We start from the raw sequence: 18,140 nt of genomic DNA, 5'->3' as shown, positions 1-18,140 counted from the left end.
TCATTCACTGTCAGATAACGAAATTTGGTTAAAATGGAGCGTTAAGTATCCATCTTGATAACTCACTGGCGTCATTAATATTAGTGCAATCAGAATAGCTGCAATCATTGCTGTCACTCCAATATTCCGACGCATTGGCGCGGATTTATTCCAGCTAGTCACATAATCTGATGGCGAAACACCTAATAACATGTGTGGCGCTTTACGGGTGATCACCACTTTGCCATTCTCACTGTCCGCTGACCCAATCAATAAATAACTCTTCCCACTTTCAAGTAAATACTCTTTATAACGACGATTGCCACTCTCATAATCCATATGGGGGGATAATCCGGTATGGACAAAATAATCTGGGTCACAAATCACATTCACAGAGCCAGTATCATCCGTCATGGTGAAATTATGTAGCTGAACACTGCTGTCTCTGAGGGTATAACTTTTTTTACCTTCTTTATCCGTAGAGATGGAGTACTCGTAATAAAAAGCACCATAACAGCTACGATTACCTAACTTACTTTTGACTTCCTTTCCTGAGGTTATTTTCCCTTCTACTTCTACGAGCCCCATCGCAATTGAGCGAATTTTTGACGTTGCGAGGTTCTTTTGAAACTTTAGAAAACGTTTTTCGGGGGTATTTTGAATAAAACTGAAAACAAACAATAAGACGAAAGCCACAAAAAAGAGGCGAATATCGATAAAAAAGCCCATGGTTAAACACCCAGCCAATGCCGTGCCAACAAGGGTTTTTAATAACGCAGTAAATTTGGAGGAGCCTTCCTTTTGCAAACGTTGATAGCGATCATACGCACTTTCCGTTATTCCAACGACAATACGACTAGCCGCAAAAGCCATTCCTACTGCCACAGCATAGAAAAAGTAGCGTTCATATTCGCCAGGTCTCGGCGAGATAGTTTCCCATGCCCCAAATAGCACCGCAGTAAAAAGAATAATGCCCCAGTTTAATTTACGCTTTTTTGAATATTTTCTGTCTAAATAAAAAAGAATGCCACCTAATATGGCACCTAAAAAATAGTAGATATTCACAGATGATACCTTTAACGGTGATTATGATTTGAATTGAATACCATCATATTTTTTCTCAGCTTCGGAGATTTCCAATAAAGGCAACGCAGTAAAACCAAAAATATTGGCAAAAATACTGTCTGGGAACATTTGGATCGCCGTATTGTATTCCGTTGTTGCATCATTAAAACCTTCGCGGCGCTGAGCAATTTTATCTTCCACTTCGCTTAGTGCGATTTGTAATTGGGTAAATTGCTCTCCCGATATTAGCGTTGGGTAGTTTTCAGCAACCGCGACGAGGCTTTTTAATGCTTTATCCATTTCATTTGATGCTGCAATTTTTTCATTCACATTTTTAGCACTGAAATAATTTTGGCGAGCATCACTCAATGAAGTAAATAGCGCTTTTTCATGCTCCATGGCTTTTTCAACTATCGTGACTAGCTGGGGAATTTGGTCAGCACGCTGTTTTAAAATCACATCAATATTGGCAAATTGATTGCTAACTTGGTTCCGAGTACTCACCAAGCGGTTATAAATAGAAATTCCCCATCCCGCTAAAATAAGCAGTAAAACCAGAAGAACAATCATTGTCGTTGCCATTTTTATGCCTTTTAATTAAAAAAATCATTAATGCTAAGATATTTAATTTAAGTTATCGATATAACACTTTTTATTCAATCGGAAAAATAGCAAAGAAAAGGATTAATAGAGATTTATACACCATGCCAAATCGATCATGATCACATTAATGACGCAAACTAATTCAAATTTCACCTTAAAGTGTTAGCTGAAATGTTTTTTCAAAGATTCTTCACTTCTGAAAATAACGAAACTAATTATACTCTTTCGAAAATCATCGCATCCACTATAGTTTGCATTTTGTCTGGCAAACAAACCTCATAAACAAAAGAGTTTTTAAATAAAAAATAGGATTTGAATCACAATTATCACTTTTTTATTTAGCATCTCTCAAAAATGACGACGTCGTCATATTAAAAACCAAACAATTTATTTATAACAATAGAGCATCACTTTTCTCACACTATTATTATTTTTAGCCGTCAAGCGTTACAAAGAGAACGGTTTACTTACAAAAACGACGTTTAATGTTGACGTCAACATTATAGCCAACATCCAGAATGAGGTTATTAGAATATGAGTACCCTACCTGAAAAAATGAAAGCTGTTGTATGTCATGGCCCCCATGATTACCGCTTTGAAGCGATTAAAAGACCAACACCAGGATTTCGTGAAGTGGTCATCAAAGTAGACGGATGCGGTATCTGTGCAGGTGACTGTAAAGCGAATGATGGCGCTCAAATGTTCTGGGGTGAAAACCCATGGATCAAAGCCCCTGTCGTACCAGGACACGAATTTTACGGACGCGTTGCTGAGCTGGGCGAAGGTTCTGGCGAAAAATATGGTCTGAAAGTAGGTGATCGTATTTTAGCGGAACAAATCGTGCCTTGCTGGGAGTGTCGTTTCTGTAAGTCAGGCAAGTATTGGATGTGCGAAACCCATGATATTTACGGCTTCCAAAAAGAAGTTGCCGATGGTGGGATGGCGGAATATATGCGTTTTTCTGAGCGTGCCATTATTCACAAAATTCCAGATGAGCTTTCAGAAAAAGATGCGGCGTTAATCGAGCCAATGGCCTGTGCTATCCATACCGTTCGTCGCGGTGATATCGATTTAAATGACGTTGTCGTTATCGCAGGCGCAGGTCCACTGGGTCTGTGCATGATCCAAGTCGCGAAACTCAAAACCCCGAAAAAATTAGTTGTTATCGATGCTATCGATGAACGCCTTGAATTAGCGAAGAAATTTGGCGCTGATGTGGTGATCAACCCACTGAAAGAAGATGCCATCAAACTGGTGAAAGAGATGACCGAAGGTTACGGTTGCGATGTGTACATCGAAGCGACTGGCGCTCCAATCGGCGTGACTCAAGGGTTAGAAATGATCCGTAAATTGGGTCGCTTCGTCGAGTTCAGCGTTTTCGGTAAAGAGACCACCGTAGACTGGTCAATTATCGGTGACCGTAAAGAGTTAGATATCCGAGGTGCTCACTTAGGCCCATACAGCTACGAGGTCGCCATTGACCTATTTAGCCGCGGGTTAGTATGTGCTGACGATATCGTTACCCACTTCTACTCAATCGATGATTGGGAAGAAGCATTTGTTATGGCGAAATCGGCAGACTCTATCAAAGTCGTTATCAAGCCATAATGCTGTTGTAGTGCAATATAGTGAAATGCAATATCAGCATAATTAAAGTAAGTCATTAATAATCATAAATATTAGCAGTACCCTATAACACTAAAGGCTCTTTAGGAGAACATCTTATGTTGAGTAAATTTAAAAAGTTAGCTGTTGCAGCAAGCGTTTTAACACTGGGCATGGCTTTTAACGCGACAGCAAAACCGGTTTCTGTCGGAATGTCGTTTCAAGAACTGAATAACGAATATTTCGTGACCATGAAAGAGGCTTTAGAAAGCGCAACAGGTGAAATGGGCGCTCAACTTTATATCGCTGATGCGGCACACGATGTCTCAAAACAAACCAGCGATATCGAAGATATGCTTCAGAAAAAAATCGATATTCTGCTGATTAACCCAGCAGATAGCGTGGGTGCAGAAACAGCTGTATTAGCTGCGAAAAAAGCGGGTGTCGTGGTGATTGCAATCGATGCACAAGCTAACGGTCCAATCGACTCATTCGTGGGTTCTAAAAACTACGAAGCAGGTCTAATGGCGGGTAAACGTTTAGGTGAATCATTAGGCGGTAAAGGCGAAGTGGCTATCCTTGATGGTATCCCTGTCGTGCCAATCCTTGAGCGTGTTCGTGGTTTTGAAGCCGCCATGAAAGAGTATCCAAACATCAAGATTGTGACCAAATTAAACGGTAAACAAGAGCGTGATACTGCGATGAACGTCACTGAAAACATGCTGCAAGCTAACCCTGGCTTGAATGGTATCTTCAGTGTGAACGATGTGGGTTCTTTAGGCGCATTAGCGGCAATCGAATCTGCGGGTCGTGATGTGAAACTGGTGAGTGTTGATGGTTCTCCTGAAGCCGTCGCTGAAATTGCCAAAGGTAATTCACCGTTTATCGCTACTTCCGCACAATTCCCACGTGACCAAGTACGTATTGGTTTAGCCATGGGCTTAGCAAAACACTGGGGAGCTAACGTACCTAAAGAAGTTCCTCTGGATGTTAAGTTAATCGATAAAACCAATGCTAAAGATTTCCATTGGTAATCAGCAATTAATAAAGTAAGTAAATAAGTAAGTCGAGCTCGGTATTGCGCCTACGGATTATTCCCCGGCGCAATACTCTTAATAAAAATGAATGACACTCTGTTTATTGGAAAGCATTTCACTTTCCAACTCGCTTTGTTACCCATTTTTAAGCGGTAAAGAAAATAAGGGAAGCAACATGATGCAATTGTTAGCATTAAAAGATGTCAGTAAAACTTTCCCTGGGGTTAAGGCGCTAGATAATATTAATCTCTCTTTAGAAAAAGGAGAGGTACACGCACTGCTGGGTGAAAATGGTGCGGGTAAATCAACGCTAATGAAAGTGCTGTGTGGAATTCATAAACCAGATAGCGGGAAAATACTTATCGAAGGCGAAGAGTACACCTTCCATAATTATCGTGATGCCATTAAAGCGGGCGTCGGTATTATTTTCCAAGAGTTTTCGTTAATCCCTTATTTAAATGCTTTTGAAAATATCTTTTTAAACCGGGAAATTAAAAATAAATTTGGCTTATTAGATAGAAAGCTGATGCGTGAAAAAGCGCAGATAATCCTATCTGAGTTGGGCGTTAATATTGATATTGATGAACCCATTAGCCATTTAAGTATTGCTGAACAACAATTTGTGGAAATTGCCAAAGCGCTTTCTCTGGATGCCAAAATATTGGTACTAGATGAGCCAACGGCAACATTAACCCCCAAAGAAGCCAATCACCTATTTGATGTGATGCGTGACCTGAAAGCAAAAGGCGTCGGCATGTTCTTTATCTCTCACCACTTGGAAGAGATTTATGAAATTTGCGACACCATTAGCGTATTGCGAGATGGTCAATATATTGGATCCCGTAAGGTGGATGATACCGACCTTGATGTGATCATCGAAATGATGGTGGGTCGTGAAGTCGAAAATATCTACCCGCCAAAACGTCATTTTGATGGACAAGAGGTCATTCTCGACGCTCAAATTCAACGGTTTGCTTCTAGCCCAACCAATCGCATTCAATTGAAAAAAGGCGAGATCCTCGGTCTTGCAGGCTTAGTCGGCTCTGGCCGCACTGAAAATATTCTCGCCATGATGGGCGCGGATAAAGCCTACAAGAAAAAAGTGGTTCTAGAGGGGCAAGAAGTCAAAATGAAATCTGCGGCACAAGCGCTCCAGTTAGGCATTGGACTTTTACCTGAAAGCCGTAAAACCCAAGGTTTGGTTTTGCCATTCTCAGTTAAAGAAAATATTTGGCTAAATAACCACGCTCAAAAACTGTTCTTAATTCAAAATAAAAAAGAACATTTGTTATCTCTTGATTTAATTTCGCAAGTCAAAGTTAAAACACCAGAAGCAGATACAGCGGTTTCAACGCTTAGCGGTGGAAACCAACAAAAAGTGGTGATTGCACGTTGGCTGAATAAACAAGCCAAAATTCTTATTTTCGATGAGCCTACACGGGGTATCGACGTCGGAGCAAAATCAGAAATCTATCAATTAATGCGTTCACTTACCGAAAAAGGGATCTCAATTATTATGATTTCCTCAGAGCTGCCTGAAGTTATTGGCGTGAGCGATCGGGTTTTGGTGTTTCGAGATGGTGAAGTTGCTGCTGAATTAAGTGGGGACGAGATTAACTCAACCCAGATTATGTTACATGCGGCCGGCAATATTATATAGGATCATGACTATGTCTAACCAAAGTACAATTCCACTAGCGAAGAATAAATTTAATTTTGCCAAATTAACCAAGATACCGGCATTTTTACCTCTCGTTGGGTTAATTATTTTATTTGCTTGCATGTCCATTTTTAATGAGCATTTTTTAACGGTAAATAACTTATCTACTATTGCCCGCCAAGTTTCTATTAATGCAATCATTGCTATCGGGATGACATTTGCCATCTTAACCGGAGGGATCGACCTTTCCGTTGGGGCGGTGATGGCGCTATCTGGTACATTGATGGCTGGATTAATGAAATATTATGGTATGGATCCTTCCATTGCCATTGCACTGGGTCTGTTATCTGGTATCGCGTTTGGATTTATTAATGGGATTTTAACTGCTTACGGTAAAATGCCGCCAATTATCGTGACCTTAGGCGCCATGATTATTGCGAAAGGCTTAGCGCTAATTTACACCGGTGGCTACCCTATTTCTGGCTTACCTCAAGAGTTTGCTTTTTGGGGTCGTGAAGAATTGATGGGAATTCAAGTACCTATCCTGTTAATGCTGGGTCTGTATCTAATTTTTTATGTGGTGCTTAATCATATTCCATTCGGTCGCTATATTTATGCCATTGGCGGTAACGAAGAGGCTGCGCGTTTAAGTGGTATCCGCGTTGAGCGCTATAAAATGTTGGTGTACGTCATCAGTGGTTTCACTGCGGCATTTGCCGGGCTGATTTTTACTTCTCGCGTTATGAGCGGACAGCCTAATGCCGGTGTCGGTTTTGAGCTTGATGCCATTGCAGCCGTGGTTTTGGGTGGCGCTTCTATCGCAGGTGGTCGCGGGATGATCATCGGTACGTTGATCGGCGCAATGATTTTAGGCGTGCTAAACAATGGCTTGAACCTGCTAGGTATCTCACCGTACGTTCAATATATTGTAAAAGGCTTAATTATCTGGGGCGCAACCTTAATTAGCTCAATGAAGCGTTGATTTTCACGCTGTTACGAAAAACAACAAATAAGGATTTCATGATGAAATCCTTATTTTTTTAATCGTAAGTCACAAGTTTTCCATTGACGAAAATTTGCTTGGAACCCGTTTCTTTAGTGGTACCACCTTCTATCTCTGCAAACAGTAATTCCGCTGTTCGTTTACCTAAATAAACTGAGTCATGGTGAACGCCTGAAATCGATAAATGATAAGTATCAGCATAAGGCGGTAAGTCCACCGAGAAATAACGGCAAGATAATCCGAGTTCAGAAATAATTTTGTACATCCCCGCGGTAATAATTCCGTTTAACCCCACGATATACATATTGGGTGTATAGAGTTCTTTTATTTTATCTCTTAAATACTCTTCATCTTTCTTACTAAAAATATAACTACTGTACAGAACATGAATATTTTTACGGTTGGTAAATTGGTCATAAATACCCGCTAAGCGTGAAAGACTAATTTCAGAATGCTCAGGCCCTGAGACAATTAAGGTATTTTCGCTGCGTTGCTGATTGAGATATTTACCGGTTAATGCCCCGATTTCAAAGTTCTTCAAAAATAGCCCAGGGTAATCTTTGCCATAAATAGAACGGTCAACAAAAACCAGAGGGACTTTATGCTGATCAATCAGTGATAAATAACTCGGTTGATAGGCTTTATCGTCACGCACAGGCGAAAGTAAAATACCGCTAGCCTTATAGCTGACTAAGGTTTCAATAGCCGTTTGCTCGGCTTTTTCATCGCTATCGGTATCAAAGATCATCACCTGATACCCTTTCTCTTTCGCTAAGCGGGAAACCGTCTGGATTAATACAACATAGAACGGGTTAAAGGTACTGTCCGTAACAACCCCAATAATGCGGCTATTTTTATTCTTTAAATTCCGAGCAAATACATTGGGGACATAATTTAATTCTTGCGCGATAGCGAGTATTTTTTCTCGCGTCTCTTTTTTTACCAATTCTGGGTGATTAAAAGCTCGAGATACCGTAATATCGGTCACATTCGCGCGTTTGGCGATATCAATGATGGTTGTTGAACTATCTTGTTTAGTCATATTTGTGCTAGTCAACCTGTAATGATTATTGTATTTGGTAGGGTATAGCGTGTTCTGTTGATGTCGCTGCTGAATAAGAATTGCGATTAATCCATTATACCTGTTTATCATTGAAGATAAATCAGTTTTCTTTCTTATACATCAAACCAATAGCATCTTATGCCTAATATTCTTAATTTGAATCAAGCCAAATATAAAAATTGTTTTAAAAGTAAAATAACTGAAAAATCACTAATAAATGAGTAATGGAATGAAATTTTTATATTAAAAAATCGGGAATTCCATTATTATTTATAAAAACAAAAATTGAGTATAATAAATAAAATGAAACAAAAACAACCAATAATGCAAATATAGTTTGAACAATATTAACAGGGATATAGCCAATCAAAAAACGCCCAATAATCAACCCAAAAACGCAGGCTAAAATAAAGGTTGTACTCACCTCTAATGGATATTCAAAGCCATTCAATATATTAATTGAAATACTAATGCTGCCAATGAGAAATATCACCATCAGCGAGGTGGCAATAATACTTTTAAGGTTTAAATTGGTGAACTTTTTCATTGCAGGCACAATAATAAACCCGCCGCCTACGCCTAATAGCCCCGTCAGTAATCCAGCAACTAATCCAATTCCCCCTAATATAGATGCCGTTTTGATATTCCAAATAAATTTTCCCGTTTGCTGATTTATTTTGCACGGAGCATCATCATCTTCAATTACCTGTTTAAAAACAATACGATATACAACCACCAGCATGACGAAGCTAAATGCTAAAGTCAGCCATTGGGGTGAAATAATGTGTGCTAAATAAACCCCATATTTCGCGGTAGGAATGCTAATTAATGCAATCCAAATAGCCGCTTTATAACGAATATTCTGCTGAATAAGCCCTTGAATAACACCGACCAGTGCTGCCAATGTAATCGCCAATAACCCTACAGGCGCGGCGAGTGCGACACCCCATCCTTGAGATGTCATCAATGCAGGAACCGCTAAAATACCGCCACCAGCGCCCGTTAATCCTAATAGGCAGCCAATTACCAAGCCTTCTAATATTAATGTGAACATAGCAACCTATTTTCTATTTGGGTAACCAGCGATGAAAGTTGATATTCCCCCGCCATTAAATCCACAAGACGAGAATCGAGGAAAAGGGCAATGGACGGCACGGATTTAATTCCATACTGAGGGGCTATTGTCGGAGATTGAGCGATATCTACTATTCCAAAATTTATACTGCCACCAAAATTTATACGACCGCCAAAGTGCGTACCATTATCAGAAAAGTAATCCGTGAGTTGTAAATAGATAGGCTGCATGGTCTTACATGGCTGGCACCATGATGCACAAAAATAGATTAACGCCCATTGCCCGCTCGGCTGCATCGGGTCAGATAACAGCCGGCTAAAATTATCGCTACTGATGAGGGGAACAGCGGGCATGACGTTTTTTCCTTTTACACTGAGCATCACATCACCGACTGTATCAGCTCAATTAGAAAAAATCTCCCCTAGCTGTTACTCACGTTGATCTTCAATGCGGCAGCAATTGCCAACGGAGAAAAGGTGATACTTGCGGCAAATAGTGCGCCAAGGATCGCAAAATATCCGCCAAGAGGCATATTAAAACTGTATGCTTCCATCGTGCCCGTCGCATAAATTAACACCGGAATATACAGCGGTAGCACCAGTAAACTGACCAGTACGCCCCCCTTTTTTAATGATACGGTGAGCGCAGCACCAATCGCACCAATAAAGCTCAATACTGGCGTTCCTAGCAGTAACGTCCCCGCTAGCACCAATAATGTGTCGCCATTAATTGATAACATTACCGCTGCAACAGGAGACAGTAGCACCAGAGGCAGTCCTGTCACTAGCCAGTGGGAAATCACTTTGGCTAAAACCGTGATAAACAGAGGGTGTGGTGCCAGCAATAATTGCTCTAACGAGCCATCCAGATAGTCATCTTTAAATAAACGTTCTAACGAAAGCAACGACGATAAAATGGCGGCAACCCAAAAAATCCCCACAGAGATCCGAGCCAATAATTGCGGTTCAGGCCCAATACTCAATGGAAAAAGCGTGATGACGATTAAGAAAAACCACAGTGGGTTAACCAATTCGGAGAAGCTACGAAAGGCAATTTTAAGCTCTCTTTTTATTAATAGCCAAAACATCACTCGTACCCACCTGTCAGTTTTAATGTCCCAAAGTGCCCTGTCATCGCTTGGTGCGACGTAAATAAAATCATGCCACCTTGCTCTGCATGTTGATGAAAACACTCAGTTAAACGATTTACTCCCGCCACATCAATAGCCGTGAATGGCTCATCCAAAATCCACAGTGGCGCATCGCTTAACCATAAGCGGGCAAGGTTGACTCGGCGCTGTTGCCCTGCTGAAAGCTGCCCGACAGGAATATCCTCATACCCCATCAAAGAGACTTCTTCTAGCGCAGACCAAATTTTGTCGCCTTCAGGTTCTTGGTGGTGCATTTGGTAATAAAACTTCAGGTTTTCATAGGGGGTTAACAGTGATTTTACAGCCGGTTTATGCCCCAGATACAGCAAGTGGCGAGTAAACTCTTCCTTAAGTTTTTCAATGGAGTGCTGCTGCCATAAAATTTCACCTTCATCCGGCTTTAATAACCCAGCCATCATGCGTAACAGTGTGGTTTTCCCTGCCCCGTTGGGTCCTTCGACCTGCAAAATTTGGTTCGGCATAACCGAAAAATCCAGCTGCCGAAATAGCGTTCTATTTTGTCGATGGCAGGTAATTTTATCCGCACTTAACATGGGGCTGAGTTCCTTTTAACATCCGTGAGGTCGCTAGCTTTTTGTAATTTTGTTCAGCAGCATATCACTAATGCTGTCATTAGAAATTGTTTCACCGCAAAGCACTTGCATCAAAACTTCCGAGCCAAGGGACGAGAGTGAAAACAGCATATCCGGGTTCAGCAAACGGATTTTATCCATGTTTGACTCTTGGTTAACCAATACCACGGTTTTTGCTTCGCTTTTACTGCCCGATTGCGCTTTTACACCGAGCAAGGCAAAGGTACTTAACGAGTCACTATCGGTCATGATCAGCACACATTTCGCCTGTTTCACATTGGCTTCTGCCAATAAAGCGGAGTCCGTTGGGTCTCCTGTCACGATATTATCTTTTTCGGGATAGTGGCTGCGGTGACTTTCTTGGCAAATCACGGCGACAGGCAGTTCCCGTTTTTTCAGTGCTTGATAGACGTTAACCGCCATCGGTGTACTACCAATCACCACATAATGATTTTTCATATATGAAAACCTCTTGCGAACAATCTCTTTGGTACCTTTGGCTAATACGCCTACCACATACACTACGGAGGTCGTAAAAATGGTGATCCCTAAGATAATTACAGTCACCGTAAAGACCCTAGCATCCAGGGTGACAGGAACAATATCGCCAAACCCTACGGTCGTCATACATACCAGCGCAAAATAAAATGCCGTGGTGCCATCCTTCACAACGGGTAAGAATTCATCGCCGATATACAGCGTACCGAAAATGGAATAGAGCAATAATGAAATAATACAGGTGAGCGCCACAAACCCCGCGCTACTGATACTGTGTCGAGGGTACAGTTTCCAAAAGAGTGTTAATGCGACAAACAAGCCAAAAGAGAAATAACCTTGTCGCACATGTTCCGTCGCCACTTTTAAGTCAACAAAGGCAATGATTGCCAATAATAAGAGTGCGAAAACCCATGCAATGCGCGCGCCATTGATCATAAATAGCGAAAGAAAGATAAGCGAGATACCCAACAAGAAGCGGGGAATATCCAGCAATTTCATAAACCCTAAGGATTTTAACCACTCGGTAAATCCACTTTGGCGCCAATCGATATAGTCTGTGTAAGCACTTAAGATGGGCTTTAAGATGAGCCCGCCATCAACGATAATCAAAATGGAGAGCAGAATTCTCACGGCTAAAGCGGATTTCAAAAAAGCCACAAAGGCGTTATCTAGCATCGTTTATGCCTCGCATTAAGCATCCCCTATCAATTAAATGCCATCAGTATTTCTAGCTAATAGATTAACAAAGAATAATATCAATTCCATTGCTTATGCAATAAATGAAAAATGTGAAGGAAAGCCTCATTTCTTAATAGGTTAATCATTAAATGAGCGCCAAAAAGAAAAATTTATAAATGATTTAAAAATCATTGATAAACAATGTAATAAATTAGTCCTTATCTGCATCTACAATAAACAATAAAACAGTAAACACATTCTTAATATAATTTGAACTTACTCGATAACTATCTATCTAAAAAACGATTTTTCGACTATGTTTTGATTGTTACTTAACGAAACTAATAATTAAGAGCTAAAAATTTATGGTTAATTCGATAAAAGCAGGAAAGTTTAGCTGGATGTCCTTGTTCTGGCTGTTAATATTTTTCTGGTATTTTTCATCTTTACTACAGCTGTATGTGGTTGTTACCGGGCAAAGCAACACCATCGGGTTAAGAGATTCTTTACTCTATAGCTCACTCTGGCTCGTTCCCGCGCTATTTTTCCCTCGAAAAATCAAACTCGTGGCAGGCCTAATCGGGATTGTTTTATGGCTATCCTCGGTCGTCGCTCTCGCTTATTTCGTGGTGTATGGACATCAATTATCCCAAAGTGTGATGTTTGTGATGTTCGAAACCAACACCAACGAGGCGGGTGAATTCTTACGCCAATATCTGAGCTTTAAAGTGATTGCAGTGATTTTGGCTTACACCCTCGGCGCTATTTTCCTATGGACTCGTTTGAAACCCGTCACGTTGCCAGTGACTGGGCGCGTGATTGTGTCCGCGCTCGTTCTAATCGTGCTATTTGGTGTGCCTTACTACAATAAAGCCATCAAACAGCAGCGTCCTTTTGAGAACGTCGTTTCCTACGTTAACAGTAAATTAGCGTATGCCGCACCGTGGCAGTTTGTAAGTGGTTACTTCCTGTATAAGAACCAACTGGCAAACATGGAAGAATTAATCCGCGACAACAGCAAAATTCCACCGTTAGAAAATTTTGTTGATGCCAATGGCAATACCCCAAGAACGTTTGTGTTGGTGATTGGTGAATCCACCAGCCGCGACAGAATGAGCTTGTATGGCTATTCTCGTCAAACAACGCCAGAGCTTGATCAACTGGAAAAACAGTATCCAAACAATTTGACGGTCTTTAATGATGTGGTCACGCCACGCCCTTATACCATCGAAGCGTTGCAACAGATTTTAACTTTTGCTTCAGAAACTGAGCCTGATCTGTTTAATTCCCGCCCATCGATTATGAATATGATGAAGCAAGCTGGCTTTAAAACGTTCTGGATCACCAATCAGCAAACCATGACTGAGCGAAACACCCTGTTAACGGCGTTCTCTCGTCAAACCGATAAGCAATATTATTTGAACAACGATATGGCGCAAAGCTCCCGTATTTATGATGACGTGGTGCTCGACCCATTCAAAGAAGCCTTAGCTGATCCTGCTGAGAAGAAATTTATTGTGGTGCACCTGTTGGGTACCCATATGCGCTATGAGTTCCGTTATCCTGAAGATAAAGCCATCTTCACCGATAGCAATAGCCCAGTGCCAACCAACTTAAAAGGCGACCAAATCAAAGATTACAATGCCTATGATAATGCTCAGCATTACAATGACTATGTGGTTTCTACGCTGATTAAAGATTTCGATTCTTCAAAAGAAAATGGCTTCTTAGTCTTCTTCTCCGATCACGGTGAGGATGTTTACGACACACCACCACATGAAATGTTAGGCCGTAGCGAAGGCAAGCCAAGCAAAGTGATGTACAACGTTCCATTCTTAGTATGGCAGTCGCCAGAATGGTTACAGACTCATCAATTTGACTTGAAAGATAAAACCGCACGCCCATACAGCACTATGGACTTTATCTATACATGGTCTGATTTGGCAGGTCTGAAGTACACCGGATTTGAGCCACAAAAAAGTCTGATTAACAATGAGTACCAACCACAGCCTCGTTGGATTGGCGACCCAGAAAATAAAGCATCCATGATGCTGTATGACGACTTAAAGAAATAACCCTCAATTAGCGCAAGTGGGTGTTTACTCACTTGCGCTCTCTCTCATTCCCACACAAGCTCCATCCCACACATCTTTACAGACGCTACATGGATCTTTCGCCATTTCGTGTGCTACATTTTGATGTGTCTATGTCGGTATTTTAGCCACAAATGAATTTACCGTTTAATTAGTATTTTTCTAACATGACCTGTTAAGGAATTAATAATGAAACATAAAATCATTTCTTCTCTTGTTGTTGCTGGCGTTTTAACCCTTGTCGCTGGTTGTGATGATTCATCAAAAAAAGATGACGCGGTTCAACAAGTCGAAGAAAAAGCTACTCAGTTAAAAGACGCGACTGAGCAAAAAGCGACTGAGTTATCTGATAGCGCAAAAGCCACCGCGCAAGATGTGAAAAACGATGCTTCAGACAAAGCATCTGAACTCTCAGACAAAGCCAAAGAGTTAGCAGACCAAGGTGAGAAAAAAGCGGATGAGCTGAAACAAGATGCATCCGACTCCGCCGATAAGCTCAAAGAACAGTATGACAAAGCATCTAGTGAGTTTTCAGAAAAAGCGCAAGACATGAAAACGGATGCTATAAACAAAGCTGACGAACTCGCCACTGACGCTAAAGACAAAACTGAAGCGTTAAAATCAGAGAATGATGCGAAGAAATAAATCATCGCATTTTCCCCTTTTTTCATTCCAAAGCAGACCGATATTGTCTGCTTTTTTTATACGCATAAGCGTTAATTCATTTTGCTATTTAGCCCGCTTTAAGGCTATTTTTAACCACATAATTATCTCTTTCGCTCACTTGGCTACATTTCTATAAATAACACCAAAATACAGTAAGATAAATAAACAATGAATTGATAAATAACATGAAATTTACACCCTTTATTTATTTTCATTTTACCACTTAGGTTGATCATTGATGCCTACCATGGCAGTATACCCTTTCGTTTTTTGTTCATCACAGGGTTCAAAGGGGGTCACCACTTACCAATTTTTGTTGATAATTCAGCCGTAAATCACCGTTATCAACACTCACAATTTAGCCATTTTATTGTTCTTTCTATTTCGTTTCCTACAGGGAAACCCTTTCGCAATAACCTATTGTTTCATTCAGAAGGACAGCTCGCCGCATGCCCCCTTAAGATTGGTATGCAAAAAATAAAATAAAAATCAAAGAAGGTCGTTATGAGTCAAAACGTGACTGAAAACAAAAAAGTACGCTCCAAAATCAGCCCCCCTGTATTTTACAGTTCGGCTATCATTATTCTGCTTATCGTCGGTTTTGCCGCCTTAATGCCTGAAATGGCAGAATCTCATCTAAGTCATCTTCAAAAGAATTTATTTAACAACGCCAGCTGGTTTTACATTCTCGCTGTCGCCATCATTTTGTTGAGTGTGACTTATCTGGGACTCTCGCGTTATGGACAGATAAAACTAGGTCCTGACCACGCACAGCCCAATTTCAGCTATGTCTCTTGGTTTGCCATGTTGTTCTCCGCAGGTATGGGGATTGGCTTGATGTTCTTCGGCGTTGCCGAGCCCGTCATGCACTATCTCAACCCGCCAGTAGGGGATCCGCAAACCGTAGAAGCCGCCAAAGAAGCCATGCGCCTGACGTTCTTCCATTGGGGATTACACGCTTGGGCTATCTACGCCATTGTTGCCTTGATTTTAGCCTTTTTCAGCTATCGCCACGGTTTACCGCTCACCCTGCGCTCAGCTCTATACCCGATTATCGGTGACCGAATTTATGGCCCTTTAGGTCATGCTGTGGATGTGTTTGCGGTGGTGGGTACTGTGTTTGGTGTCGCGACCTCTCTTGGCTTTGGGGTACTGCAAGTTAACGCCGGAATGAATCATCTGTTCGGTTTACCGGTGAATGAGACCGTGCAAGTTGGTTTGATTATCACCTTCACGGCTCTTGCAACCTTATCCGTCGTCTCTGGGTTAGATAAAGGGATCCGTATTTTATCTGAGCTGAACCTCGGTCTCGCCTTCCTATTGTTACTGTTGATTGTGATCTTAGGTCCGACGGTCTTATTGCTAAAATCCTTTGTGGAAAATACGGGGGGATATCTCTCAGAGATCGTCAGCAAAACGTTTAACTTGTATGCCTACGAACCTAAATCCAGTGATTGGCTAGGGGGTTGGACGTTGCTGTATTGGGGCTGGTGGTTATCATGGTCACCATTTGTTGGGATGTTTATCGCAAGAATTTCTCGCGGTCGTACCATTCGTGAGTTTGTCACTGGCGTGCTGTTTGTTCCTGCGGGCTTTACCCTGATGTGGATGACGTTCTTTGGTAATACCGCCATTGATTTAATCAAAAACCAAGGAGCGACCCGACTGGCAGAAACGGTGCAGTCTGACGTGTCTCTCGCGCTATTCGAGTTTTTGACTTACTTCCCGTTCTCAACGGTATTATCGTTCTTCGCTATGCTGATGGTCGTCGTGTTCTTTGTCACCTCTGCGGACTCTGGCGCTATGGTGGTTGATACCCTCGCCTCTGGCGGTGATTCCAATACCCCTATTTGGCAACGTATTTTCTGGGCGGGCTTAATGGGCGTGGTGGCGATCACCATGTTGTTGGCGGGTGGCTTGCAAGCACTGCAAACTCTGACAATTGCCAGCGCCTTGCCATTTGCTATCGTTCTGCTTATCTCTATTTATGGGTTATTCAAAGCACTGCGCGTTGATGCCTATAAACGGGATAGTCAGCAATTAGCCACCATCGCCCCAACCGCCAGCCGTAACCCGATTCCGTGGCAGCGCCGCTTACGTAATATTGTTTATTTCCCGAAACGCGCTCATGTAAAACGCTTTATGGAAGAGTCCGTGAAACCATCCATGGAGATGGTTTCTGAGGAGCTCGCCAAGCAAGGTACGGTTTGCCATATCCATACCGATAAAGACGATAGGATTGGATTTGAGGTGGATTTAGGCGAAGATATGAACTTTTTATACGAAGTTCGCCTACGTTACTATATTCAGCCAGCCTTTGCCCTAGCAGGTATGGGAACAGACAGTGATGAAGAGCGCAGTGAAGAACAAAAATACTATCGCGCAGAAATTCACTTAAAAGAAGGTGGGCAGGATTACGACGTGATGGGCTGGGCGAAAGAGCAGATCATTCATGACATCCTCGACCAGTATGAAAAACATATTCACTTCTTGCACTTGCTCGGCAAGTGATCACTAAAATATGCCAGAAAAACAATACTCTAAATAATTTGAATTGCAGCTAGGCGGTAAGTGAAGCTATCTCGGGGAGCATACACAAGTATGTGACCCGAGTAGCTGAGCGCAACCAACAACGCTGCGGTTCAAAGTATGACGAGTATTTAGGCTGTCTTGCTTCTATCCATAATACTACTATAATCCGGGCTCTCCAGCGCAATCAACTCATCCAGCAGAGCCGTCAGTTGCTGCATTTTCTCTTGAGAGAAAGCCTGTTCAATCTTTTGATAACCCTCTTCAACTTCCTGACGTGCCTTGTCATACAACTCTTGCCCTGTAGGGGTCAGTGAGACATACAGTTTACGTTGGTCATTCAATGGCTTTAAACGGAAAATAAGCCCTTCGCGTTCCATACGAGTCAAAATCCCCGTTAAGCTTGGACGCAAAATACAGGTTTGCACTGATAATTCATGAAAATCAATAGAGCGATTATCCGCTAACACGCGAATGATACGCCATTGCTGTTCGGTCAAATTATAGGACTTTAATATCGGTCGAAAGAAGCCCATTGCGGTCTCTCGCGCCTGTAATAATGCAATTGTCAATGATTCATGCATAAGCTTAAAACTCACCACGCTATTTAAAGTTATGAAACACCCACTACCGGGGGTTAGTCAGCCTCCGTGCTGGTTACCATTTTTAACGCTGCCATTTTTAACGCGACGGTTTTTAACGTCGCTTTAGGGTTAGCAATAAATCATAGGGTAACTGCAACACACTCAATTATCTTAAATGCAAGAGTAGCATGCAGTACTAACAATCACAAAGAAAAACACCAAAATATTAATGAGTAAATAAATTTTATCAAAAAATCAA

At 41.6% G+C, this 18,140-nt stretch carries 16 protein-coding genes; 7 read left to right on the top strand and 9 right to left on the bottom strand.

The genetic code is table 11. The features are described 5' to 3' along the window. The gene (locus ACY3ZI_RS04325; protein ID WP_487376097.1) at positions 1 to 1,044 is read right to left on the bottom strand and encodes a hypothetical protein; all 1,044 of its coding nucleotides are present in this window, start codon (positions 1,042 to 1,044) and stop codon (positions 1 to 3) included. Positions 1,045 to 1,065: 21 nt separating this feature from the next. Next, complete coding sequence (locus ACY3ZI_RS04320; RefSeq protein ID WP_211886574.1) at positions 1,066 to 1,626, bottom strand: LemA family protein; 561 nt, start codon at positions 1,624 to 1,626, stop codon at positions 1,066 to 1,068. 555 nt (positions 1,627 to 2,181) lie between these two features. On the opposite strand from ACY3ZI_RS04320, the gene ACY3ZI_RS04315 reads away from it, so the two are divergent. The 4 genes from ACY3ZI_RS04315 to ACY3ZI_RS04300 all read left to right on the top strand — a co-directional run bounded on the left by ACY3ZI_RS04315 (position 2,182) and on the right by ACY3ZI_RS04300 (position 6,931). Continuing rightward, positions 2,182 to 3,255 carry a zinc-binding dehydrogenase gene (locus tag ACY3ZI_RS04315; protein ID WP_036954051.1) on the top strand — a complete coding sequence of 358 codons (1,074 nt, stop codon included), beginning with the start codon at positions 2,182 to 2,184 and terminating at the stop codon, positions 3,253 to 3,255. Positions 3,256 to 3,425: 170 nt separating this feature from the next. After that, complete coding sequence (locus tag ACY3ZI_RS04310; RefSeq protein ID WP_414153954.1) at positions 3,426 to 4,286, top strand: ABC transporter substrate-binding protein; 861 nt, start codon at positions 3,426 to 3,428, stop codon at positions 4,284 to 4,286. A 178-nt stretch (positions 4,287 to 4,464) separates the two neighbouring features. Next, entirely contained in the window at positions 4,465 to 5,949 is a 1,485-nt protein-coding gene (locus tag ACY3ZI_RS04305) for a sugar ABC transporter ATP-binding protein (protein ID WP_036954047.1), read from the top strand. Positions 5,950 to 5,959: 10 nt separating this feature from the next. Beyond that, positions 5,960 to 6,931: an ABC transporter permease gene (locus tag ACY3ZI_RS04300; protein WP_036954045.1), complete on the top strand. Its 972-nt coding sequence runs from the start codon at positions 5,960 to 5,962 to the stop codon at positions 6,929 to 6,931. A 58-nt stretch (positions 6,932 to 6,989) separates the two neighbouring features. Here ACY3ZI_RS04300 and ACY3ZI_RS04295 read toward each other — a convergent pair whose 3' ends face one another. From ACY3ZI_RS04295 to ACY3ZI_RS04270, 6 genes are all read right to left on the bottom strand, one after another. Then, entirely contained in the window at positions 6,990 to 7,994 is a 1,005-nt protein-coding gene (locus tag ACY3ZI_RS04295) for a LacI family DNA-binding transcriptional regulator (RefSeq protein ID WP_211886580.1), read from the bottom strand. A gap of 259 nt (positions 7,995 to 8,253) precedes the next feature. Further along, entirely contained in the window at positions 8,254 to 9,069 is an 816-nt protein-coding gene (locus ACY3ZI_RS04290; RefSeq protein WP_487376093.1) for a sulfite exporter TauE/SafE family protein, read from the bottom strand. Further along, positions 9,057 to 9,470 carry a thioredoxin family protein gene (locus ACY3ZI_RS04285; protein ID WP_487376091.1) on the bottom strand — a complete coding sequence of 138 codons (414 nt, stop codon included), beginning with the start codon at positions 9,468 to 9,470 and terminating at the stop codon, positions 9,057 to 9,059. Before ACY3ZI_RS04285 ends, ACY3ZI_RS04290 begins: the two co-directional genes overlap by 13 nt. 41 nt (positions 9,471 to 9,511) lie before the next feature. Next, entirely contained in the window at positions 9,512 to 10,177 is a 666-nt protein-coding gene (ccmB, locus tag ACY3ZI_RS04280; protein ID WP_036954037.1) for a heme exporter protein CcmB, read from the bottom strand. Further along, positions 10,177 to 10,794: a cytochrome c biogenesis heme-transporting ATPase CcmA gene (ccmA, locus tag ACY3ZI_RS04275; RefSeq protein ID WP_036954035.1), complete on the bottom strand. Its 618-nt coding sequence runs from the start codon at positions 10,792 to 10,794 to the stop codon at positions 10,177 to 10,179. Before ccmA ends, ccmB begins: the two co-directional genes overlap by 1 nt. 33 nt (positions 10,795 to 10,827) lie before the next feature. Next, positions 10,828 to 12,006 carry an NAD-binding protein gene (locus tag ACY3ZI_RS04270; RefSeq protein ID WP_036954033.1) on the bottom strand — a complete coding sequence of 393 codons (1,179 nt, stop codon included), beginning with the start codon at positions 12,004 to 12,006 and terminating at the stop codon, positions 10,828 to 10,830. A gap of 368 nt (positions 12,007 to 12,374) precedes the next feature. On the opposite strand from ACY3ZI_RS04270, the gene cptA reads away from it, so the two are divergent. From cptA to ACY3ZI_RS04255, 3 genes are all read left to right on the top strand, one after another. Continuing rightward, a complete protein-coding gene (cptA, locus tag ACY3ZI_RS04265; RefSeq protein ID WP_211886585.1) occupies positions 12,375 to 14,084 on the top strand; it encodes a phosphoethanolamine transferase CptA in 1,710 nt (569 codons plus the stop codon). A 207-nt stretch (positions 14,085 to 14,291) separates the two neighbouring features. Then, positions 14,292 to 14,747 carry a hypothetical protein gene (locus tag ACY3ZI_RS04260; protein WP_036954029.1) on the top strand — a complete coding sequence of 152 codons (456 nt, stop codon included), beginning with the start codon at positions 14,292 to 14,294 and terminating at the stop codon, positions 14,745 to 14,747. A 525-nt stretch (positions 14,748 to 15,272) separates the two neighbouring features. After that, positions 15,273 to 17,279 carry a BCCT family transporter gene (locus ACY3ZI_RS04255; protein ID WP_487376087.1) on the top strand — a complete coding sequence of 669 codons (2,007 nt, stop codon included), beginning with the start codon at positions 15,273 to 15,275 and terminating at the stop codon, positions 17,277 to 17,279. 149 nt (positions 17,280 to 17,428) lie between these two features. On the opposite strand, the gene hpaR is transcribed toward ACY3ZI_RS04255, so the two are convergent. Next, positions 17,429 to 17,881, bottom strand: a complete 453-nt coding sequence (gene hpaR / locus ACY3ZI_RS04250; protein WP_036954025.1) for a homoprotocatechuate degradation operon regulator HpaR — start codon at positions 17,879 to 17,881, stop codon at positions 17,429 to 17,431. Positions 17,882 to 18,140 lie beyond the last annotated feature (259 nt).

The organism is Providencia sp. LY12, assembly GCF_057621555.1.
Note: the sequence above shows the minus strand (reverse complement) of the source record. Positions and strands in the feature narration are given on the sequence as shown.